This is a genomic window from Psychromonas algarum (genome assembly GCF_004376845.1).
In the GTDB taxonomy this organism is placed as follows: Bacteria; Pseudomonadota; Gammaproteobacteria; order Enterobacterales; family Psychromonadaceae; genus Psychromonas.
Genome location: NZ_SNUW01000001.1, coordinates 1 through 24,970 on the forward strand (window position 1 = coordinate 1; position 24,970 = coordinate 24,970).

16 protein-coding genes are annotated in these 24,970 nt (G+C 35.4%); 3 read left to right on the forward strand and 13 right to left on the reverse strand.

Going from position 1 to position 24,970, the window contains the following annotated elements:
• Positions 1-358: 358 nt before the first annotated feature.
• From E2R68_RS00005 to rpmE, 6 genes are all read right to left on the reverse strand, one after another.
• Positions 359-967 carry a flavin prenyltransferase UbiX gene (locus tag E2R68_RS00005; protein WP_134275458.1) on the reverse strand — a complete coding sequence of 203 codons (609 nt, stop codon included), beginning with the start codon at positions 965-967 and terminating at the stop codon, positions 359-361.
• 7 nt (positions 968-974) lie between these two features.
• Complete coding sequence (mpl, locus tag E2R68_RS00010) at positions 975-2,315, reverse strand: UDP-N-acetylmuramate:L-alanyl-gamma-D-glutamyl-meso-diaminopimelate ligase (RefSeq protein WP_134275459.1); 1,341 nt, start codon at positions 2,313-2,315, stop codon at positions 975-977.
• 161 nt (positions 2,316-2,476) lie between these two features.
• Entirely contained in the window at positions 2,477-3,394 is a 918-nt protein-coding gene (locus E2R68_RS00015) for a manganese-dependent inorganic pyrophosphatase (protein WP_134275460.1), read from the reverse strand.
• A 148-nt stretch (positions 3,395-3,542) separates the two neighbouring features.
• A complete protein-coding gene (locus tag E2R68_RS00020) occupies positions 3,543-4,307 on the reverse strand; it encodes a class I SAM-dependent methyltransferase (RefSeq protein ID WP_134275461.1) in 765 nt (254 codons plus the stop codon).
• 225 nt (positions 4,308-4,532) lie between these two features.
• A complete protein-coding gene (locus tag E2R68_RS00025) occupies positions 4,533-9,098 on the reverse strand; it encodes an ATP-binding protein (RefSeq protein ID WP_134275462.1) in 4,566 nt (1,521 codons plus the stop codon).
• A gap of 451 nt (positions 9,099-9,549) precedes the next feature.
• Entirely contained in the window at positions 9,550-9,765 is a 216-nt protein-coding gene (rpmE, locus tag E2R68_RS00030; RefSeq protein WP_134275463.1) for a 50S ribosomal protein L31, read from the reverse strand.
• A gap of 342 nt (positions 9,766-10,107) precedes the next feature.
• On the opposite strand from rpmE, the gene priA reads away from it, so the two are divergent.
• On the forward strand, positions 10,108-12,372 hold the full coding sequence (gene priA / locus E2R68_RS00035; RefSeq protein ID WP_134275464.1) for a primosomal protein N': 2,265 nt from the start codon (positions 10,108-10,110) through the stop codon (positions 12,370-12,372).
• A gap of 110 nt (positions 12,373-12,482) precedes the next feature.
• On the opposite strand, the gene relA is transcribed toward priA, so the two are convergent.
• Positions 12,483-14,696 carry a GTP diphosphokinase gene (relA, locus tag E2R68_RS00040; RefSeq protein ID WP_134275465.1) on the reverse strand — a complete coding sequence of 738 codons (2,214 nt, stop codon included), beginning with the start codon at positions 14,694-14,696 and terminating at the stop codon, positions 12,483-12,485.
• Positions 14,697-14,855: 159 nt separating this feature from the next.
• Positions 14,856-16,193: a 23S rRNA (uracil(1939)-C(5))-methyltransferase RlmD gene (gene rlmD, locus E2R68_RS00045; protein WP_134275466.1), complete on the reverse strand. Its 1,338-nt coding sequence runs from the start codon at positions 16,191-16,193 to the stop codon at positions 14,856-14,858.
• 114 nt (positions 16,194-16,307) lie between these two features.
• On the opposite strand from rlmD, the gene barA reads away from it, so the two are divergent.
• Positions 16,308-19,088 (forward strand): two-component sensor histidine kinase BarA, encoded by a 2,781-nt coding sequence (gene barA, locus E2R68_RS00050; RefSeq protein ID WP_134275467.1) that lies wholly within the window; start codon positions 16,308-16,310, stop codon positions 19,086-19,088.
• Positions 19,089-19,176: 88 nt separating this feature from the next.
• Here barA and E2R68_RS00055 read toward each other — a convergent pair whose 3' ends face one another.
• From E2R68_RS00055 to rplU, 5 genes are all read right to left on the reverse strand, one after another.
• Entirely contained in the window at positions 19,177-20,286 is a 1,110-nt protein-coding gene (locus E2R68_RS00055; protein ID WP_134275468.1) for a mechanosensitive ion channel family protein, read from the reverse strand.
• Between the two features lie 192 nt (positions 20,287-20,478).
• Complete coding sequence (locus E2R68_RS00060; RefSeq protein WP_134275469.1) at positions 20,479-21,342, reverse strand: mechanosensitive ion channel domain-containing protein; 864 nt, start codon at positions 21,340-21,342, stop codon at positions 20,479-20,481.
• A 315-nt stretch (positions 21,343-21,657) separates the two neighbouring features.
• The gene (cgtA, locus tag E2R68_RS00065) at positions 21,658-22,824 is read right to left on the reverse strand and encodes an Obg family GTPase CgtA (RefSeq protein ID WP_134275470.1); all 1,167 of its coding nucleotides are present in this window, start codon (positions 22,822-22,824) and stop codon (positions 21,658-21,660) included.
• Between the two features lie 152 nt (positions 22,825-22,976).
• Positions 22,977-23,234: a 50S ribosomal protein L27 gene (gene rpmA / locus E2R68_RS00070; protein WP_025563510.1), complete on the reverse strand. Its 258-nt coding sequence runs from the start codon at positions 23,232-23,234 to the stop codon at positions 22,977-22,979.
• Positions 23,235-23,250: 16 nt separating this feature from the next.
• Positions 23,251-23,562, reverse strand: a complete 312-nt coding sequence (gene rplU / locus E2R68_RS00075; RefSeq protein WP_025563511.1) for a 50S ribosomal protein L21 — start codon at positions 23,560-23,562, stop codon at positions 23,251-23,253.
• A gap of 345 nt (positions 23,563-23,907) precedes the next feature.
• On the opposite strand from rplU, the gene ispB reads away from it, so the two are divergent.
• Positions 23,908-24,879 (forward strand): octaprenyl diphosphate synthase, encoded by a 972-nt coding sequence (ispB, locus tag E2R68_RS00080; RefSeq protein ID WP_134275471.1) that lies wholly within the window; start codon positions 23,908-23,910, stop codon positions 24,877-24,879.
• The last annotated feature ends 91 nt before the right edge of the window (positions 24,880-24,970 follow it).

A 24,970-nucleotide genomic window follows, 5' to 3' on the forward strand; every position in this document is an offset into this window, starting at 1 on the left:
AGGACTTTGATTTTTTTGAAATCACATCAACAATAAGTGCTCACACAGATTGTTTGATTAAATTGTTAAAGAGCGTGCCTTTCGGCTAGGCGGCGTATATTACGCGCCTTTCGAACAATGTCAACGTCTTATTTTAAGTTTATTTCAAACCGAAGTTTGAAGCTTAATGCGCTTATTTTGCTCTCAGTTCAAGTCAGAAGCTTTCGCGTCAGTCCTTGTCTGTGCGGCGTATTATAGGGATTGAGATCACATTAGCAAGTGTTTTATTGTGATTAATTACAATTAACTTCTATATTATTAAAACGTTTATATTTATGATTAAAATCCAATCGATTATGAGTATTAAATGATTTATTACTTACTCACACCATCTTTTACTAGCACCATGTTGGATCTTTAGATGATCCATTACCCTCGCAACCATAAAATCATGTAACTCTTCTATGCTCTTAGGTTGATGATAAAAACCAGGAGCCAAGGGCATCACTGTTGCCCCTAATTCAGATAACGTCAGCATATTCTTTAAATGTAACGTAGATAAAGGAGTTTCTCTTGGCATTACAATTAACTGCCCTCTTTCTTTAAACACAACATCAACAGCTCTTTCTATTAAATTATTTGATAACCCTTGAGATATCGAAGCTAATGTTCCACAGCTACATGGGCAAATAACCATTTTATGCGGAGCAGATGAACCAGATGCAACAGGTGAAAACCAATCTTTTGATGCTAATGCGATGATCTGTCCTTTTTTACTATTAAAACGCTGTGCTAAAAATTCATTTAACAATTCAATGTCTGTTGGCCAATTTTCATCAGCTTCTGTTTTAAGCACAATTTGGGCAGCTTCAGAAAGGATCAGATAAACTTTTACATTTGCATTCACCATAGTTTGTAATAAACGTAAAAAGTAGCCACTTCCTGAAGCTCCAGTAACACCTAATGTAACTGTTTCATTATACGACATAACCATCCTATAGCTTATCCAATAACTTTTGATGAATATTACCAAAACCACCATTACTCATTATAAGTATATGGTCGCTCGCTTTTGCTTCATCCACAATACGCTGCACTAATGTGTCAATATTAGTTTCTACGTTGACACTTTCACCTTGTTCAGAAAATAAATCATTAATTGACCAGTGAGCATTTTCATCTTCAAAACAATAAATACTGTCTGCAATAGCTAGCGAATTTACTAGAGCTTCTTTATGAATACCTAATTTCATTGTATTTGAACGAGGCTCTAGTACAGCAATAATCTTATCTGCCCCCACTTTAGCCCGTAACCCTGCTAATGTTGTTTTAATTGCAGTTGGGTGATGAGCAAAATCATCATAAACGGTAATATTGTTAATTTTACCTTTCACTTCCATACGTCGTTTAATGCTTTTAAATTCAACTAATGCATTTATCGATATTTCAGGCGTAACGCCTACATGTCGAGCTGCTGCAATTGCCGCTAACGCATTATCAATATTATGGTCGCCCATTAAGTCCCAGTTAACTTGGCCTTGTTTATTCTCATCAAGTTTAATGATAAAAGATGTGGCATCTTCTTTTACTTTTTCAGCGGACCAGTTTTCACCTAAATATTCAACTTCACTCCAACATCCCATATGCTTTACAGACATTAATGCCTCATCTTTATTAGGAATAAACACACGACCGGTACTTGGTACCGTTCGCATTAAATGATGAAATTGTTTTTTAATGGCATTTAAGTCATCAAAAATATCAGCATGGTCAAATTCTAGGTTATTTAAAACTAACGTACGCGGATGGTAATGAACAAATTTAGAACGTTTATCAAAAAAAGCACTATCATATTCATCAGCTTCAATAACAAAAAAAGGTGTTTCACCTAGGCGAGCTGATAAACCAAAATTCTCAGGTACACCACCAATTAAAAAACCGGGCTTCATATTGGCATATTCTAAAATCCAAGCGAGCATACTTGAAGTCGATGTTTTGCCATGTGTTCCTGCAACAGCTAATACCCAACGATCTTTTAATATATGCTCTAATAACCATTGTGGACCTGAGATATAAGGAAGCTGTTTATCTAAAACTGCTTCTACACATGGATTACCACGGCTCATGGCATTGCCAATCACCACTAAATCGGGTTTGCTATCTAGTTGGCTTGGTTCAAAACCTTGTATCAATTCAATGCCCTGCTTTTCAAGTTGGGTACTCATTGGTGGATATACGTTTGCATCCGATCCTGTGACTTTATAACCTAATGATTTAGCAAGAATAGCAACACCACCCATGAACGTGCCGCAAATACCTAATATATGAATATGCATGAGACTCCATTAATAAAGAAAATGAACAATAAAATGATAAAGCTAAGTTATACCTGAATCTTTAAACTACGCCAATAAAAAAGGCGAGACTCATAACGAGACTCGCCTTTTCAATAACAAGCTTAAGTTAAAATGAATAACTTAACATCAAACGGTTAAATTTAACCTTCAAATGCAGCTTGTAAAAATGGGATAATTTGTTTCTTACGACTTACCACACCTGGTAACTCAAACATATTATCAATCACAGTACTGTTTAATGATTTTGCTACTTTTTCAGCATCTTTAGAAATGATCAAAGCAGTTGTGTCTAGTTTATTAATGTCAGTTAATAAAACAATTGTTGAATGGTAATCTTCAGCTGCTTGTAATTTTTCCATTTCAGCTAACATTTCATCTTTTTTAGAGAATGCTGTTTCTAATGATGTTAATTCAAGTTGACCAATTGCTAGTTTTTCGCCAGCCATTTCAAATACTTTTTGGTCACGAAGAACAAGTTCAGATGCAGAAACTAATTTAATATCTGACTTTGCATCAAACTGTGCTTTAGCAAATGCTTGTATATCATCAACACCAGCTATAGCAGCTAACTCTTTTGCAGCAACAATATCAATATCAGTAGTTGTTGGGCCTTGGAAATTTACCGTATCAGAGATAATGGCACCCATCATCATTTTTGCAACAGGTGCATCTGGTACTTGGTTATTAAATTTGTACATGTTGTAAACGATAGTCGCACTACAACCAACAGGCCAAATCCAACACTCTAAAGGAGTAGAAGTTGTAATATCACCTAGTTTGTGATGATCAACAATCCCTAATATTGTTGCTTTCTTCATGTCAGCCGTACCTTGGCCCCAATCAGAATAATCAACAATAAAGATCTCTTCACCCGCTACTTCAGTACGGATTTCAGGTTGTGGTAAACCAGATTGTTCTAATAAAAATAATGCTTCAGGATTTGGTTCACCTTGTAAAGCAGGCGTTGCTGATTTGCCCATTTTATTAAATAAGCTTGCAAGGCCGATAGCACTACATAAGCTATCACAATCTGGGTTTTGGTGTCCTAATACAATCATCGATATATCCACTATGTTAAAAAGTTAATTTGTGAGCAGAATACCTGATCCTGCTAAAAAATTTAAGTATAAATTTAATCTTCTTAATTTACAGACGCGTAAAAAATCTATGCAATATTAATAAGACTGTAACAAATGACAAAAGTTTTTAATCACTTATTTTATTGTTAATGGCAAGTTTAACATAAACATCAAAGCGGTTTTTTTTTGTTTTAATACTCATTGATGGTTTCTTGCCATTTAAAAAAGGAGCATAGTCTGGGCGTTTCACAACCACTCTATATTTAGCAGCCTTTAATGCGACATCCAATAAATCGTCTGCATCGATATCAGCTCCAACAACACCTTGAAAAACACGCATCTCTTTTTTTACTAGTGCAGATTTTTTCTTATGTGGAAACATAGGATCAAGATAAACAATATCAGCGGCATGGTTTTGTAAATAATCATAACCACTTGCGTGTGTTAAGCTCATACGTTGCTGCATCCACTCTCCAATCTCAGCATCTAAGTAAGCTCGCTCTAATCCATCTTCCAACAATGCAGCAGCAACTGGAGAACGCTCAACCATATCAACTTTACAACCTAATGATGCAAGAACAAAAGCATCACGCCCAAGTCCAGCTGTTGCATCAATGACATGCAAGTTAACACCAGATTTTAATCCTACGGCTTTAGCAATTGACTGGCCTTTGCCACCACCAAACTTTCTACGATGGGCAACTGCACCTGAGGCAAAATCAACAAAAACGAATCCTTGTTGACTATCATCTAACTGTTCAAGTGCTAAATACTCTGGTAATAAACGTAACTGGAAAGTATCACTTTTAAGACTTAAAAACCCCCACTTTTCTCGAAGCTTTTTTGCTTTAGGCGCGAGAATATTTTCATTGCAGACTAAGGCAATATCCATTAATAATTATCCTTATGTAATGATAACAATCGCAATAAATAGCGGATCTATTTTGCTGGTTAAAAAAATTAGTATGAATCCAATGATTACATCATATCAAATGAAAGCATCTTGCTTAAATTAATATCTTTAGACATAAAAAAATCCGATGTGTATTAAACATCGGATTTTTATTTTTTAACATAGATAAGTTATGTTTAACTTATTTTGTTATCACAAGGCAGTTTATAGCGGAGTGATGATATAAAGTAAATCACCACTTGATACTTGCTGACCATTTGCATTAATAATACGTTCAATACGGAACTTAGTTTTTGCATCATATAACACAGCATCTTTACGATTAAAGCTTGCTAATGTAATTGGTGAGAACATTTTCATTGCTTCCATCAAACCTAATGTTTGCTCAACATTAACAATGTCACCTTCTAATACAAAATCAGGCTCAGCTGGTGAAGACGCTCGATAGAAAATACCAGCACTCTGCGCTATCACTTTAAGTTCATTACTACCATCAACTTGAATTGATTCAGCAACACCTTCTATTCCAGAAGTTGCGGAAGCTTCCATTTCATCAATCATCACTTGTTGGTCAAGTTGTGCCATAAACTTAGGTAAGTAAGTTGTATCATATTTACCGTTTAAGAATGTTTCATCTTTTAAGATACGTTGTAATAAAGGAATATTTGTTGCGATCCCTTTAATACTTACGTTATCTAAGAATTTAAGTAATTTCTTAACCGTATCATTACGATCTTTACCATGACAAATAAACTGAGCGACTAAGCTATCGTAGTATGGAGAAACTTCTTTACCCGTTGCAATCATCGACATCACTTCAACATCCTCTTGCTCAGGAATAATACACTCTACAACTTTACCTGGATGTGGTAATAACTGCATTACGCCATCAGAATCTAAGCCAGCTTTTTCAGCTGTTACACGCACCTCAATTGCATAACCTTTTTTCTGAGGTTTCAATTCAGAAATATCACCACCAGATGCGATATCATATTGTGCTTTCACAATATCAATACATGATGTTGCTTCTGTCACAGGATGCTCAACTTGTAAACGTGTATTCATTTCCATGAAGTAGATATCATCTGCATCTAAGTCATAAATAAATTCAACCGTACCCGCCCCCATGTAATCAACAGCATTAGCTAAAGCAGCAGTATGTTTTAGTGCCTCTTTCTCTAATTTAGCTGGCAACATAGTTGATTCCGACTCTTCAACTACTTTTTGGTTATTACGCTGTACAGAACAATCACGAATACCTAGTACTTTAGTATTACCAAATTTATCACGTAATAATTGCACTTCGATATGACGTAAAGAAGTAATGTATTTTTCTAAGTATAAATCGCCGTTACCAAATGCACTACGAGCTTCAGCTGATACTTGGTTGAATCCAGCAAACATATCTTCAGCTTTTTCAATAACTAAAATACCTTTACCACCGCCACCGTTTACAGCTTTTAGTAACACGGGGTATCCCATGCTATTCGCGATATCTAATGCTTGCTCTGCACCACTTAAAATACCGTGAGAACCAGGAACAACTGGAACACCGTTATCTTGTGCTGTTTTGATTGCATTTGATTTATTACCCATAGTTAACATGCTGTTCATACTTGGACCAACAAAGTTAACATTATGGCTAATACATAAATCAGCAAAGTGCGGGCTTTCAGATAAGAAACCAATACCTGGATGTAAAGCATCAACTTGCTCATATTCTGCAACTTTTAGTACAGAACCAGCATTCAAGTAACTCTCATCAGAAGTATTACCACCTAAACAAACTAATTTGTCACCTTCACCTAACATATCTGCAGGTACTGATGCCATATCAGGGTCAGAAGCAACTAATACTACTTTGATATCATTTTCTTGTGCAATGCGAATCAATTTAACAGCGGTACATCCACGAGCATGTATTAATACTTTCTTAACTGGGTGCATTAATTCACGAGGATCTGACTGAGAGAAGTTTTCATCATCAATATTACAAACAGGTACAAAACCAGATAAAGCGCGTTGAATAGTTTCTTCAACTGTTACAACTGGCATTGGCATATTTTCGTCAATATCACGTAACTTATCATTTAAGTCATCAGAGAATGGATTGATAACTAAACCATCCATTGCGCCAGGAACGCGAGACAAGTAATTAGATAACGTAGACGTTGATGGTAAGTAAGCAGGAACAACCATTTGACCAGCAAATGGCATATTAGTACCAGATAGGTAATAAGTTTGTGCCATTGGGTGAGTTACAAAACTTGCTTGTGCTCCACCAGTACAATCTCCGTAACCAAACATTAATACCGGCAAATCATTATCACGAATAAAACGAGTGATACGGTCATTAACCACTGACATTGAGAATAATGCCGCGGCACCTTCTTTAGTTTGCATACCACCAGAACTGATAAACGCAACAACTGGGATATGTTGGATTGCACATTTAACTAATAGCGCACAGAATTTTTCTGCACTTGCCATATCAAAAGCACCCGCTTGGAAAGATAAATTAGAAACAGCGATACCAACACGCTGTGTTTCACCATTTTCTAATTTAAAATCGCCAGTACCAGTAATTAACCCACATGGTTTGATATTTCTATCTAAAGCGTCTTCAACTGATAAACGGAAACCAGGGAATTCTAATAAATTCGCAGTCATTAGATCAGCACGAGTTTCTTTAAAGTCAGTAAAGAATTTAGCTAAGATAGCTTCATGAGAATTATTTTTCTTACTTTTTTCTGAACGTAAAACAGCTTGTATCAATAGATCTTGATACCCCATTGTTAAACGATTCCAAAAATCTTTACGACGTCCAATTCTTACAGGGTTAATCGCACCACTATAAGCACTTTCATCATCACGACTGCTATAGTATTCAGGTAATAGTTTTTCGAACAAGTAAGTTAAGATAACAAATAAACTTGAGTTCATTTGTGGTGCACCAATACTCTTCCATTCTTCAACTTTAGCTAGAATTTCACCACGCTCAGATTGCTCAGTAAAGTATTGTAACCAAACATTAAAAGTTGCTTTTAATTGTTCGTAATCATCATCACTGACTTTACTTAATGCTGCTTTTAATGAACTACGTACCAATGAAGAAACTGATTCACGAGATAGCTCTTTAGTTGCCATCGCTTCTTTAGCGATAGAAGCTAAATTACCCATGGTATTGTCATATAATGCATTAAATACCAACATATGACGACAATGAACGATGAAACAAGCACGGGTTTCTTTATGTGCCACCACATCGATTACATTCAATTCAGCAAGTTCAGGCCATGACTCTGTCAATGGAACATTTTTTTCATTTTCTAAATGCTTAATAAGAGAATGAAAGTTATTCTCAGCACTTGTTTTCCAACGGTTATACAAAGACCAAGTAAGGTTAATCATTAACGTACTTAGTGCATTATCGTAATTTGCTTTTGGTTCACCTAAAATTAGCTTAGTAAATGCATTACGCTCAACGCCTTTATCTTCACGTTTTTGTAGGAATGATTTCCAATTTTTATTCAAACGATCGTCATAAATTAATTTATCAGGGTTAGCTAACCAATTTAAAAATACTTGTTGGCGATCAGCTTCAATACGCGCTTTTAAATCACCTTCAGGAATAGTTAATTTAGATAAACGACCATATTCATTTTTTTGAATCGCTTTAATACGAGAACGTAGTGTTAAATAACGCATGTAACGGTATGTAGTGCCAAAGGCATTATTATGAACCGTTGGGTTCTTTGCTAATAATTTTGCTGCATTCGCACTTTCAATTGCCATCAATTTAACTGACGGTTCAAGGTAACGTACTAAACTACGATTATAATGTTCTAGGATATCAGGGTACTTACGAACAAATTCAACAGATTTTGCTTCGATAGATAAAATCCCTGAAATAATTGCTTTCTGTAAATTGTGCTGACGTTCATCTTGGTCTGTTGGAGAGTAATCAACGATACCGTCAATACAGCCCATTTCTAACAATTCTTCAGGTGAAACACCTACAGATTGCGCACATTCCTGCCATGACAAGTTATATTTACGCGCAATGCTTTGTAAGCCTTTCGGCTGAATAGTATTAAAAATACCATCACGAACAGATAATAAAATATTTGCTGTTGCTAATGGAATTGCACCGCCAGAGTAACCAACACCTACCACGATACCAATAGTAGGAACATCAACATTCGCACTTTCAGTGATCATTTGAGAAATACTATGAGCTTGGTTTTGACTATTTGCTTCTTCGCCAGCATCTGCCCCAGGAGTATCAATAAGGTATACGATTGGTAATGATAAATCGGCAAATTTACGAATGGCTTTACTTGCAGCTAAATGATGCTCAGGCATCCAAGCGCCATTATTTGAACTACGCTCTTGTGCAATTAAACCAATACGACGAGTATAACCACCAAAATCTAATTCCATTTCAGCCGCATAAAAAGCACCGTTTAATTGCTCGGTAACGATTTTGCCGTTAAAGCCTTCGATGATACTTTTTGCACCAGGACGTTTATTACTTTCAGCCGGTGTAACAGTTCGAGCAATATACGCATCAACGTCTAACTTTTTAATTGTTGCTAGATTAGATTTAATGCGTTTACTTTCAATAAGACCTTCTACACCATCAGTGTTTGATGGTAATGAATTATCTGGAAATAAAGAAAAGTCTTTTGCGATATGCTCAGCATGAATAAATAGCGGATCTGCAATATTATTCACTTCAAACTGAGAAGATGAAGGTTTTCCTGTCATACAATTACCCTTACAAGAAAGTGTTAGAAAAAATAAATGCTGTAATTTACAACTTATTAGCATTTGATTCCAGTATTCGCCTGCAATCAGTGCTAATCATTTGCTAATAAATTGCATAATGTGAAGCCTGAACTAAAAAACAGGCCATATATTTCGTTATTCTCTTCTATTAAGATTAAAAAAACAACAAAATAGGTCAGCTTTATAAATTATTTATAAAATGGTTTTGTAATCAATCCAACCTCTTACGGAGTTGCAATGATATAGCGCAAAAAAATGTAAATCTAAATATTAAAGCTTTTTTAAGTTAACCTTTGAGTTTATTAGCTTAGACCAACTTGAAGATTAAACGACAACATTTAAAAACAATATCAACTTTAACCTCATGAATAAAAACGATAGATACAAAAAAAGCACCCTAAGGTGCTTTTTAAAAAACGTGGTAATTATCTTATTTAGAAGATAAAGCACCGAAACGTTTTTTGAATTTGTCAATACGACCGCCAGTATCAACAACACGTTGAGTACCAGTGTAGAATGGGTGACAAGCTGAACAGATATCTAAAGTTAACTCTTCTTTACCAAGAGTAGAACCAACTTTGATAACGTTACCACATGAACAAGTAGCAGTAACTGTATTGTATTCTGGATGAATCTCATTTTTCATTAGGAAAACCTCTATTAGGCCGTGTCGCTGCTCAGCTTGAATGAATTATTTCACTCAACAAAGTACCACACGTATTTATCATTAAATTTCAGGTGGCGAATTGTATAGCAATGAACAATAAAAGTACAACTTAAAATACTGGCAATTTATCACTTTACTTTATCACTTTAACAACTGCAGCAAACTTTCTAAAACACCTTATCAAATCAGCTCATAAATAGGTGCTTTAAGAGTATAAAGTTAAAGGAAAATAACAAAAAATAGCGATTAGACAGGACACAAGCAGTAAACAGGTTACAATAGTACTTTATCAATAGTTTCATCACTTATGACTCATTATTTATGACTAAGCTAATAATTTGTAGGGTCGCTTTAGCTATCCCTCTCCATAGACAATTTGATTATCTTTTGCCTACACATCTTGCACCTACAAGCTTATCTTCTGAGAATAATGAGTTAAATAATCAGAGTCCACTGATTGGTTGTCGTGTATTAGTCCCTTTCGGTGGTGGTCCTCGTAAACAAATTGGAGTGATCACGGCTCTACCTAAAGATTCCGATTTTGACATTAATAAGTTAAAAGCTATTTCCCAATTATTAGATAACCCCCCTTTACTCTCTCCCAATTTATACCACTTATTAAATTGGGCTACATTTTATTATCAACACCCTTTCGGTGATGTATTTCAACAAGCAATACCAACTTTATTACGAAAAGGTAAGGCAGCTGCTTTTAAAGCTCAAGAATATTGGACACTAACCCAAGATGAACTGGATATTACTCAATTAACTCGAGCTAAAAAACAATATCAAGCTGCAACATTATTACAACGTTCTCCCCTAAGTTATGAACAGTTGAAAGCACAAGGGGTTAGTCGTGCATCCTTAAACAGTTTACAAGAAAAACAATTAGTTAATCGCTATGAAAAAATGCCTGAGACAAATTTAACTTGGGCAAACAAGGTACAAGAGTTACAAGAAAAACCTCATTTAAGTACCGAGCAAGCAATTGCTATTACGACTGTGACACAACAACTTAATAAGTTTAAATGTTATTTATTAGAAGGCATTACAGGAAGTGGTAAAACAGAAGTTTATTTAAATATTCTAAAAGCAGTATTAGAACAAGGCCAACAAGCATTGATCATAGTGCCTGAAATTGGATTAACTCCACAAACTATCAAACGATTTAAAGCACGCTTTAATGTTCCTATCTATTTAAAACACTCTGCTTTAAATGAACAACAACAATTAGAAACTTGGCTACATGCAAAACAAGGTAGTGCTGCAATTGTGATTGGTACTCGTAGCGCTATTTTTAGTGATTTTAAAAATCTAGGTTTGATTATATTAGATGAAGAGCATGACGCTTCTTTTAAACAACAAGAAAGCTTTCGCTACCATGCTCGAGACTTTGCTATTAAACGAGCTTCACAAGAGAACATTCCTATTCTATTAGGCTCAGCAACCCCCTCTTTTGAATCACTTAATAATGCACTAACTGGACGTTACCACCATCTTTTTTTAACACATAGAGCGGGTAATGCTAAACCGCCTAAAAATGATCTTGTAAACTTAACCGGTTTGCCACTTAAATCTGGATTATCTCCCCAGTTAATTGATTTAATGAAACAACATTTAGCTAAGAATAACCAAGTCATCTTATTTTTAAATAGACGAGGTTATGCGCCAGTTTTAATGTGCCATGAATGTGGTTGGTTAGTAAAATGTCAACGCTGTGATGCTTTTTATACTTACCATAAAAGCGCCAATTATCTGCATTGCCATCATTGTATGGCAACTCATCCAGTACCTGAACAATGCAATGACTGTGGTTCAACTAACTTACATTCAACCGGCATTGGAACAGAGCAACTCGAAGAAACATTGAATCAACTATTTCCTGATCACGCGACGATACGTATTGACCGTGATAATACTCGGAAAAAAGATAGTTTTAACGAATACTTAAGTGATATTAACAGTGGTAAATATAAAATATTATTAGGCACACAGATGCTTGCTAAAGGGCATCATTTCCCTGATGTAACCTTGGTCGCTTTAATTGATGTTGATGGCGCATTGTTCAGTAATGATTTTCGAGCAAGCGAGCGATTAGGGCAACTATTTACACAAGTTGCCGGAAGAGCTGGGCGTGCTGAAAAAAAAGGACAAGTCGTCTTACAAACATTTCACCCCGAACATAATCTATTACAAGAACTAGTGAACAATGGTTATGGTGATTTTTCTCGCAGCGCTTTACAAGAGCGCAGAATGGCACAATTACCCCCTTTCTCTTATCAAGCATTAATTAGAGCTGAATCTTTAAATGCAACACAGGCTGAAAATTTCCTCACTTTATGCAAGCAAACATTAAATCAAATAGCAGAAAATAATAAAATAAGTGATCGATTATTAATATTAGGGCCTATTGCGGCATCAATGGAAAGACGAGCAGGAAAATATCGTTTTCAATTATTAATACAAAGTGAACAACGGGTATTAATTTCTAAAACATTGAATATTGCTTTAGCTCATTTTGAAAAGTTACCGGAAGGACGCAAAGTACGTTGGTCGATTGATATTGATCCAATTGATTTTATTTAATCGTAACTCTACACAACGAAATAAAGATTAGCTAAACAATAAAGAAGTTTAAAGCCTACAAATCAACTTTGGTAATCACTTTGCAGGCATCTGAAAATTAAAGAATTGTTCTAAAGGCGATGAACATCTGACACATCTTTTAACTGCTTCAACTTAACAATGAGTTTATTTACTTCTTTGCTATTTTTGACTTCCAAAGAAAGATCAATTGTTGCACTCAATGTTTTAGCATTTGTTTGGCTATGTACACCAAGTAAATTAATTGTTTCATTTGATAAAAGTGTAGTGATATCTTTTAATAAACCTTTTCTATCATCGGCAATTAAACGAATTGTTAGAGTATAACCCGAAGATTGAGAATCTCCCCAATTTGCATTAATAATGCGTTCAGGATGCACTTCTTCTAGGTCAGAAAGCTGCTCACAGTTTTTTCTATGAATAGAAATACCGCGACCTTGTGTAATATAACCAACGATATTTTCACCTGGTACAGGTTGACAGCATCTTGCAACGTTGTGCATTAAATTACCAACACCGTCGATGATAATATCTTTGCCTGTATTTTTCGGCGCAATTTGAATTTTACGTTTTTGTAGTTCTAATAAAGCGGCTTCATCTTGCTGCTCGAGTGTTTGTTTATGATAAAAACCATCAAGAAAATGTACTAACTGGTTAATTCGTAAATCACCGTTACCAATGCCAGCGTAAATATCATCTGCAGTTCCGACATTAAAACGTGAAATCGCAGGTGTAACGTCAGTTAATTTTAAGTTAATCTTTGATAATTCAATCTCTAATAACTCACGACCTGCAATAATATTTTTATCACGATCTTGTTTCCTAAACCAAGTTGCTACCTTATGACGAGCTCTTGGCGCATTGATATAACCAAGTTGTGGATTTAACCAATCGCGGCTGGGGTTTGATTCTTTTTGAGTAAGAATTTCAACTTGGTCACCTGTTTTTAATTGGTAGGTGAACGGTACAATATGATTTGCTATTTTTGCACCAATACAACGATGACCTATTTGACTATGAATATAATAAGCAAAATCAAGTGGCGTCGAGCCGGCAGGTAAATCAATGACCTCGCCTTTAGGTGTAAATACATAAACACGATCATCAAAAACTTGGCTGCGGATCTCCTCAACTAAATCATCACCCTCGCTCATATCTTCTTGCCAAGCTAGGAGTTTACGTAACCATGCTATTTTTTCTTCATAATTACTTGCCGACTTTCCACCAGCATTACCTTCTTTATATTTCCAGTGAGCAGCGACTCCCATTTCTGAATCTTCATGCATTTGCTGTGTGCGAATTTGCACTTCAACAGGTTTACCTCTATCGCCTAAAACAACCGTATGTATAGATTGGTAACCATTAGGTTTGGGGTTTGCAATATAATCATCAAATTCACGAGGAATATGGCGCCATTTAGTATGAATAGCACCTAAAGCGGCATAACAATCTTGAAGCTTATCAACCACTACGCGTACAGCACGCACATCGTATAATTCATCAAACTGTAGATCTTTTTTCTGCATTTTACGGTAAATACTATAAATATGCTTTGGACGTCCGTAAGCCGTTCCTTCGATATTCATTTCATTAAGAGAACTTTTAACTGTCTCTACAAAGTCTTGAATATAGCTTTCTCTATCAATACGTTTTTCATCAAGTTGCTTAGCTATATTTTTGTAGGTTTCTGCTTGTAAATAACGAAATGAAAGATCTTCAAGTTCCCATTTTAATTGTCCTATCCCTAATCGATTAGCAAGTGGAGCATAGATGGTTGAGATTTCTCTAGCAACTTGCATTTTTGTTGCTTCATCAGCAATTTTTACCTTACGTAAATAGCAGATCCTTTCCGCCAACTTAATAACAACAGCTCGCACATCTTCTACCATAGCGAGTAGCATATGGCGCAAATTATCTATTTGAGAACCATTGCTTTTTTCACCGCCACGGTTTTGCAAAGCACGAATACCTTCCATTTCCATGGCACCTTTTGCTAATTTAGCAATACGTTTCGGCCACAACTCATCCACTTTTTCAGTGCTTAATATATTTTGAGCTAATAGAGGGAAAATTAATGATGCGTTTAGTGTATCCATATCCATGTTTAACGTAACAAGGATTTCAACCATTTCACAGCCTAGTTGTAATGCGGCAATCTGTTGCTCAGAATCACATAATTCACTGACTTTATTGTAATTATCAAATAAATTATTTTGATCTTGTTTATTTAAACCAAGTGTTGTCACCCATTTCTCAGGGTCTTTTAATGCACTTTGATAAAAATGTGTATCGCGAACGGAAACCATCTAAATACTCCAAAAAATTGGCTGAATCTTGAGATTAAAAAACTGTTAATATTTACTTTATTCACATCTAAATATGTGAAAATGAACACCTCATTAATAATACTTAAAATTATTAACTTATAAAGACACTAGCGCTTTAATTATGACCTTGATAACGTCTTATTTTTTAATAAACAGCGCCATCGATTCCATATGCGCAGTCTGTGGAAACATATCAATAAGACCTAACTTTTTAAGTTGATAGCCTTGCTTTAATAATAATTCACTATCTCTTGCTAAAGTAACAGGATCACAGGAAACATAAACAATATGCGTTGGCTTTTTACTGATCACAAATGACATACACTCAGCTGCACCAGCTCGTGCAGGATCAAGTAATACTTTATCAAAACACTGTTGCGCCCAATCAGCTGTTAAGGCATTTAAATCGCTTAAGTCAGCTTGTAAAAACTGTATATTATTTAAATGACAGAGTGCCGCATTCGTCGTGGCTCGATCCACCATTTTTTGAATACCTTCCACACCTACAGCTTGTTTTACTCGTTTAGCAATTGGTAATGTGAAGTTTCCTAATCCACAGAACAGATCTAAGACCCTATCTGTACTGGTTAGTTCAAGCCAATCAATTGCTTGTGCCACCATTTGTTCATTTACTTTGCCATTAACTTGTAAAAAATCATTAATATTAAATTCAAATTGGCAATCTTGTTCTAGTAACGAATAAGTTAATTTATCCGCTTCAGTAAGGCAGGTAATTGATGTCGGGGTACTTTGTGCATAAAACTGTAATTGATGCGTCGATGAAAAGGCCGTTATTTGTTGTTTATCTTGTTCTGATAAAGGTGTCAAATGACGCAATAAAACGGCAACGCTATTATCAGCCTCTAATAATTCAACATGTCCTAGTGTCGCTTTACCCTGTAACAGGTTCAATAATGCTTTAAGTGGAGTAATTAATGCAGCTAATTTCGGTACTAACACAGGGCAAACTTTCTGATCAATAAGCTCACTACTGCTTGCTTGACGAAATCCCATTTGTACTTTTTTCGTTTTTTTATCAAACATCACACCTAAACGAGCACAACGGCGATATGCCCAAGGAGTTGACTTTAATGTCGGTTGTAATTGTACAGGTTTATATTTAGCGAAGCGTTCAAATAAAGTAAGTAAACCCTGTTGTTTAATTTCAAGTTGAACATTTTGTTCGACATGTTGTAAATGGCAACCTCCACATACTTGGTAATGTTCACAACTAGGTTGGATGCGTTGCTCACTTGTATCATGTATTTTTAGAATACGTGCTTTTTTATAGCGTTTTTTATCTTCTAAAATAGAGATATCAAGTGTTTCACCAACTAACGCACCTTCTACAAACACCGGCTTATTCTGATGAAATAACATACCTCGCCCTTGATGATCTAACTTATCGATCTGGCAATTTTTAATTATTTTATTATTTTGTTTATTTGTGCGCGATGCTTTAAAGAACTGAGCCATAAATATTTCACAGATGATTAAGCTATGCCATGATAGCTATTAGGTTTATCGATATGCTATTGTCACATAAAATATAACAGCATTCATTACTCGATTTAAATTAGACTTTATCCTATGACTAAATACGGCCTGCGCGCACAAGTTATTGCCTATACTATTTTACCAACCATTTTTATTGGTGGTATTTTAGCAGGCTATTTTTCATTTCACCGCTATCAGCAAGCAAATGAATTGTTGATTAATCGAGCCATCAATATTGCAGAACCTTTGGCAATTGCCAGTGAATATGGTATGCAAGATGAAACTAGGACGATTTTACGCAGGTTAATAGGTACCACACATAGGAAAAATAGCCCTATTATCAAAAGTATTGCTATTTTCACCGCTAATAATGACCTCTTTGTTATCAGTAATTATCATCGGGATTACAAACAATTACGTTTATCTGATGATAAACCCATTCCAGACTTACCACAGGTTACCTTCTTAGATAAAACAATTGTTATTCACACACCTATTATTGATGAAACCAATTTTTTAGAGTATCAACTTTCATTTGATCAACCTCGTAAAATAATTGGCTATGTCGCATTAGAAATAAACCGAGATGAAGTTGAATTACTTTTATATCGAGATGCTGCAGTTTCTCTTTTAGTTGTACTATTAGGCATTTTAGGCAGTTTATATTTAGCCTTTAAACAAGCAAAACGTATCACTGCGCCAATTTCTGAAATGGCATCCGTTGTTGAAAAAATCAGTCTTGGGCGATTAAATTCACGTGTAGAAGGTGAATACACAGGTGAAATTAGTCTATTACAGCGTGGTATTAATGAGATGGCTGTAGCTATGTCTAAACACCATGAAGAGATGCAAGATAGTATTGATTTAGCAACCAGTGAATTAAGAGAAACATTGGACCAGATGGAAGTTCAAAACATTGAGCTAGATATTACTCGTAAAGAAGCGCAACAAGCGGCATCAGTAAAATCAGAATTTTTAGCTAACATGAGTCATGAATTACGAACACCACTCAATGGTGTTATCGGTTTTGCAAGACAATTACTAAAAACACAAATGACCAATAACCAAGTAGATTATTTACAAACGATTGAACGCTCAGCAGGCAATCTGCTTAACATCATTAATGATATTCTTGATTTTTCTAAATTAGAAGCAGGCAAGTTAGATCTTGAACATATCCCTTTTGATATACGTGAATGTATAGATGAGACGATGCATTTATTGGCTCAAAGTGCACATGAGAAAAATATTGAATTAAGCATGATCGTAGGAACTGATGTACCACAGGAATTAGTTGGCGACTCAATGCGTTTACAACAGATCCTAACTAACCTAATTGGTAATGCGATTAAATTTACTGAACAAGGGAATATTGAAGTACAAATTCAACGTATTGAAAAAGAAGATACTCATAAAAACAACAATATTGGTCTTAAGTTTATTATTTCTGATACAGGCATTGGTATTTCAGAAAACCAACAAAAACAATTGTTTGAAGCATTTGGACAGGCAGATAGTAGTATTACACGCCAATATGGTGGTACAGGTTTAGGCTTGGTTATCACACAAAAATTAGTACATGAAATGAAAGGGACTATCGATCTTGTTTCAACACCTAATATTGGATCTACTTTTTGGTTTACCATTGAAGTTGAGAAAAATACACGTACACCATTAATTTCATTACCTCTTGAAAGACTTTCTGGTCGAGTGGTTTTAGCCTATGAGTCAAATGAATATGCAGTAAGATCTTGTGCTCAGTTACTTAATCACTGGAACACAGATGTCACCATTACAGAAACAGAACTACAATGGACAAAAGCACTAAATCAACGTTATGACAGTATCGTTATTGGACACAGTAACAATACCAATATACGCCCATTATTAAATCGTATTGAACAAGCTAAACCGCATACTGACAATATTATCGTACTGCTCAATTCCAGTGATCCAAGTGTATATGAACAATTAATGGATACAGGAATTACTCATTGCTTAAGTAAACCAATTAATCATAAAAACTTTGCTAATGCACTCGTTTCAAATGAAACGACACCATCAAGACTACAGATTTCATTACCATTGCAACGTAAGAATATTAACGTAATGGCTGTAGATGATAATCAAGCAAACTTAAAATTAATTTCAGCAATGTTAACTGATCGCGTTAATCGTGTAACTACCTGTAAGAACGGGCAAGAAGCCGTAGAGCACGCGAAACAAGTTCCCTTTGATATCATTTTCATGGATATACAAATGCCTGTCTTAGATGGTGTAAGTGCTTGTGCGCAAATCAAAAAAGATTCTTTAAACCAAGAAAGCCCCATTATTGCCGTTACAGCCCATGTTTTACCTGGAGAAAAAGAGCAATTTTTACAAAAAGGGATGGATGACTGTTTAGCCAAGCCAATTGATGAACAAGCATTACAAGCTATCATTAATAAATGGGCGCCAAATGCAAAAATACTAGAGGTGTTACCGACAACAAATATCGCCAATCACCCAGTAAAAAAAATAGAGACAAGCAACAACAAATCATTTGATTGGTCATTGGCATTAAAACAATCTGCAGGTAAAGCCGATCTAGCAAAAGAAATGCTGCTTATGTTATTAAATGAGTTTAATGACATTCGAGATATTGCTAATAAAGTCATGCTAAATGAAGTTGCTAATGAACAATTAACCCAAGTGATCCATAAGTTTCATGGAGGCTGTAGTTATAGTGGCGTACCTAAACTCAAAAACATAGCTGGTTTAATTGAGAAAGAGCTGAAACTTGGTGTGAGTGCAGAACTATTAGAGCCAGAATTATTAGAGCTATTAGATGAACTTGATAACGTAGAAGAAGAGGCGCAAGACTATTTAAGTTAAGCTAAAAAATGCTTTATTTTTCATTGCGATTAAAACAATAAAAAGGCCTATAAAAAATAGGCCTTTGATAAAAATACAACAAAAAATATTACTTCATCATTTCTGTTTTATCTTCTAATTCATGATGCTCATGCCTATCAATATGTAATTGACGAGTAGGGAAAGCAAATTCTGCATCATTAGCAATCACAATGTCAGCCACCTTAAGTAGCACATTCTGTTTAACCTCATGGAAATATATCCAGTCAGTTGTTTTTGTAAAAGTATAAATAAAGAAATCTAGAGATGAATTGTTAAAAAGATCAAAGTTCACAATTAAAGTTTGTGATTGATCTATTTCGGGATGAGTTTCTAACATTGCCCTCACCTCTGTAATGATTTTTTCAACTTGTCTAATATCTTTATAACGCAAACCGAATGTCTCTTTAATGCGTCGATTACTCATACGCGATGGGTTCTCCACTACAATATGCGTAAATAAACTATTAGGCACATAAATAGGACGCTTATCAAAAGTACGAATACGAGTAACACGCCAACCTATTGCCTCAACCGTACCTTCAATAGATTTATCTGGACTACGGATCCAATCCCCTACTTTAAAAGGTTTATCCATATAAACCATAGTCGCACCAAATAGGTTAGATAACAGGTCTTTAGCAGCCATACCAACAATCAATCCCCCCATACCACCAAACGCTAATACACCTGAAATACTCACACCTAGGGTTTGGATAATTGATAAAGTAATAATGGTGATAATGGATAATTTAGCTAATTTTGCTAATGCAATAACTGTGGTTGTGTCTTTGGCATCTTCTTTAATATAGGTGTGTTCTGTTTTATAAACTAAGCGCCAGAAAACCCAACCAATTAACAATAAAATTGCGATCTTTTGGAATAAAGGTAAATACTCAGAAATAGCAAGTGATTCACTTTCAGCCACCACTTTTAATGCAATTGATCCCCCCATTAAAACAATAACCCAATTAATAGGCTTATTGACTCCGTAAAAGATAATATCGTCCCAAGCATTTTTAGTATTTAACGTCATTCTTTCTGTTCTTTTAGCAAAACAACGCCAAGTAAACTGCACAACTAAAGTAATAAAGATAACAATTGAAAAGTGTACTGACCAATTACCAGCATGGATCGAAAGCAACCAGTCACCAACGTAAGATTCAAATTCTTCGAACATATAACTTCCTAGAATAAAAAGGGATATTTTAAATAATCATACTCATAAAAGAAGCATGACACTAGTATGAAAGAGGAAATGCATACGACTGTTGTCATATGATTACAGATCTACATTTACGAATCAAAGGAACAAGAGTCCCCCCCTCTTTTAACCACTCAAAAATCATTGAGTGGTTATATAGGTGACATTTTATTTTTTATGAATATCTAACTGAGGATATGGAATATCTATTTGCGCAGCCTGTAAGGCATTTTTAATATTTTCAGTTAAAGCAAAACGTACTGGCCAATAATCAGCAGATTTAACCCAAGGACGCACTACAATGTTAATATTTGAATTTGATAGCTCAGCAACCCCTATTTGCAATTCAGGTTGTTTGAGTACCTTTTCATTCGCTAATACAACATCCTTAAGCACTTGCTTTGCTTGCATTAAATCAGATTGATAACTCACCCTTATAACTAGATCTATTCTACGTTCAGGTTTACGAGAATAATTAATTATCTTACCTTTCAAAATTGAAGAGTTAGGAACAACAATATGCTTATTATCAGGACTTTTTAATACGCTATTCAATAATAGAATTGATTCGACACTACCAGCAGTCCCAGAAACTTCAACATAATCACCTGATTTAAAAGGACGTAAAATAATTAATAAAATCCCAGAAGCAAAGTCAGATAGTGCCCCTTTTAATGCTAAACCTATTGCCAGAGCAGCTGCACTTAATACTGCAATAAATGAAGCCATTTGCACGCCAAGGTTAGTTAATGCAGCAATAAAAACAATTGAGATTAAAGCATAACGAGCCATTGTAGATATAAAATCAACAATAGTTGCATCCAGTCCTTTTTTAAGTAGTGTCCGGTTAATTGAGCGAGAAATAAAACCTGTAATATAAATTCCTACAATCAGAATTAATATTGCAGCAAATAAATTTGCAATATGGCTTAGTACTAATTCATGGTGCTCATTTACCCAATTTATGACAGGTGTAAAAAAGTGATGTTCTGACACTATTTGCCCCGTGCTTTCTTGATTTCCTGCAGACATTTCAACTCCTAATATGCCGACCTATGGCGAATATAAATAAGGTTAATATTAATAAGACTAATCACAATAAATAACTGATCTATTTTACTGGTTAAAACAACTCACTTCTTTATTATAAATTTCGTAAATGGAACAACCATTTATCTCAATTTTCACCTCGAATTGAATTGTTTTTTCTGCGCAAAACTTAGATCAAATACTTAATGTAATTGGTATAACATATTATGCATAAATTAATAGCAAAAAGGCCACTTAGATTTAACTAAGTGGCCTTTTATTTGACTGCGAATTACTTATTTAACATAGCGAAGATGATTAATCTCTTACGTAAATAACTTCCATCATTTCGTCTTCATCATCCCAATCGTCATCATCAATATGAACTGCACCTTCAACAGCATCAATTGCTGATTTATGGTAATCATCCCATTGAAATTCAACTTGTTGGCGTTCTTCTTCTGCTGAAAACTCTGCCGGTAGTTCTTCAATATAAGCCACTAGCTCTTTACAGACCTCATGTGTGCCTGTTTTAGAAATAGCAGCCACTTTATAAACTGGACCGTCCCACTCTAGCGCATCTTTAACACGTTGCATTACCTCTTCAGCTTCATCTTCTAATAATAAATCTGTTTTATTAAAGATTAACCAACGCGGTTTTTCAGCTAGTTTAGGGCTATGTTTTTTTAGCTCTTCTAAAATCACCAATGCATTATCAGCAGGATCACTACCATCAGCAGGTAACAAATCAATCATATGCAATAAAACACGACAACGTTCTAAGTGACGTAGGAATCGAGTACCTAACCCAGCACCATCTGATGCACCTTCAATTAACCCCGGGATATCAGCAATAACAAAGCTATTACCATGCCCCATACTCACAACCCCAAGGTTTGGAATTAAAGTTGTGAAAGGGTAATCAGCTACCTTCGGTTTTGCTGCTGAAACACTACGAATAAACGTAGATTTACCAGCATTTGGTAAGCCTAACATGCCTACATCGGCAAGCAGTAATAACTCTAATAATAAGTTACGAACTTCACCTGGTGTACCTTCAGTCTTTTGACGGGGTGCTCGGTTTGTTGAGGTTTTAAAACGCGCATTACCTAAACCGTGGAAACCACCTTTAGCAACCATTAGCTTTTGACCATGTTTAGTCAAATCACCAACAATTTCACCCGTGTCATCATCACGGCAACGCGTACCTACAGGTACTTTAATAATTTTGTCTTTACCGCGAGAACCAGTACAGTCTGATACTTGTCCATTTTCACCACGCTCCGCGCTATAAAAACGAACAAAACGAAAATCGATAAGTGTATTTAAATTCTCATCAGCTTCCAGGTAAACATCACCACCGTCACCGCCATCACCACCATTCGGGCCACCGCGAGGAATATATTTTTCAGTACGAAAGCCGACTACGCCGTTGCCACCGTCTCCAGCATCAACTTTAATTCTTGCTTCATCAACAAACTTCATTACAACCTCCAAAAAACATATTCGCCACTTTAAGTGCGATGATTATACCTATTTCTATTGATCATAGATCACATTTTTTATTTCAATAGAAATAGATAGGTAAAAAAAAACCTCGCATTTGCGAGGCTTTTTAAATTTTGCTTCGAAATAAATTATTCAGCAACAATGCTCACGAATGAACGTAGAGGCATGCCTTTCTTTTCGAATTTTACAGTACCAGTCGCTTTAGCGAATAGTGTGTGGTCTTTACCTAAGCCAACATTTAGACCAGCGTGGAATTTAGTACCACGTTGACGAACTAAAATGTTACCAGCTAAAACAGATTCGCCACCAAAACGTTTAACACCTAAGCGTTTACTTTCTGAATCACGACCGTTATTAGTACTACCACCAGCTTTTTTATGTGCCATTTTTAATAACTCCTAATTAAGCGTTAATCGCAGTAATTTTAATTTCTGTAAACCACTGGCGGTGACCAGCTTGCTTACGCGAATGTTTACGACGGCGGAACTTAACGATTTTAACTTTTTTGCCACGACCGTGAGCTACTACTTCTGCAGTAACTTTACTACCTTCAACGTATGGAACACCAACTTTAACGTCTTCAGCACTTGCTACTAATAGAACTTTATCAAATTCTACAGTTGCACCAGCTTCAACATCAAGTTTTTCCAAACGAAGAGTTTGTTCAACAGCAACACGGTGTTGCTTGCCACCACTCTGGATAACAGCGTACATGTTTCTTACTCCGTTCAGGCATCTCGTGTTGTTTTATTTCAAACAGAACATCGAGAGCGCACTAATTAATCACAATGGTGGCGGATTCTACAGAGACATTGTCACTTTGGCAATGAGTTTTGGAGAAAATATTACAATTATCTTAATGGTTTATTTTACAACCAATAAAAAAAATAATTAAAATAAAATAAAGCATTTAAAATCAATAAAATAACGAAAAACAACTGCAACTATTCATAAATTAAATTTAAGGCATTGTTAATCTTTATCGGGTGTTGAGATATGTCACATAAACAGCAATAATAGGCGCATCATTTTTAGGGCATCCGATGGGAATTTTCAATCATGGATATTAAACAGATTCAGCAGCTTTCTTCAACGAATATGACTCAAGTAAATCAATTGATTACTGAGCAATTAAGCTCTGATGTTGCACTTATTAATCAACTTGGCTTTTATATCATTAATAGTGGTGGAAAACGTATCCGTCCTTTAATCACAGTCTTAGCAGCACAAGCCATCAATACTTATGATCCTAAAATAACTAAACTAGCCGCTATTATTGAATTTATTCACACAGCGACTCTTTTACATGATGATGTCGTTGATGAATCAGATTTACGTCGTGGTGAAAAAACAGCAAATGCTTTGTTCGGAAACGCTGCCAGTGTATTGGTAGGTGATTTTCTATATAGTCGTTCTTTTGAGATGATGACAGAACTTGAAAATTTAAAAGTAATGAATGTTCTTGCAAGTGCAACTAATGTGATCGCTGAAGGTGAAGTATTACAATTAATAAATTGTAATAATCCGAATACCAGTGAAAAAACCTATATGGATGTGATCTATTTCAAAACAGCTAAGCTGTTTGAAGCTGCAACTCAACTTGTTGCAGTATTAGGCGAGCAACCTAAGGTAATTGAAGACGCTCTACTCGATTATGGAAAATACTTAGGTACAGCCTTCCAGTTAACCGATGACGTCATGGATTACGCTTCTGACGCCGAAGAAATGGGAAAAAACACAGGCGATGACCTAGCAGAAGGTAAACCAACCCTACCGCTTCTCTATGCAATGCAACATGGAACAGAGCATCAAAAAGAATTAATTCGAGAAGCGATTGAAAAAGCCAATGGAATGCAGCACTTTGATTTAATAATGCAAACGTTACACGAGACAAAAGCACTAGAATACACCCAACAACGCGCCATAGAAGAAGCAGATAAAGCGATTAATGCAATTAGAATATTACCTGAGTCACAATATAAAGAAGCTTTAATTAGCTTGGCTCACATAGCCGCTAATAGAAAAAATTAAGAAACAACACCCGCTCACTTTAGTTTTTAATACTGATTACATTAAATATGCTGTCTAAAATTTGCGCTGACGAGGAAGTGCTGTTTTAACA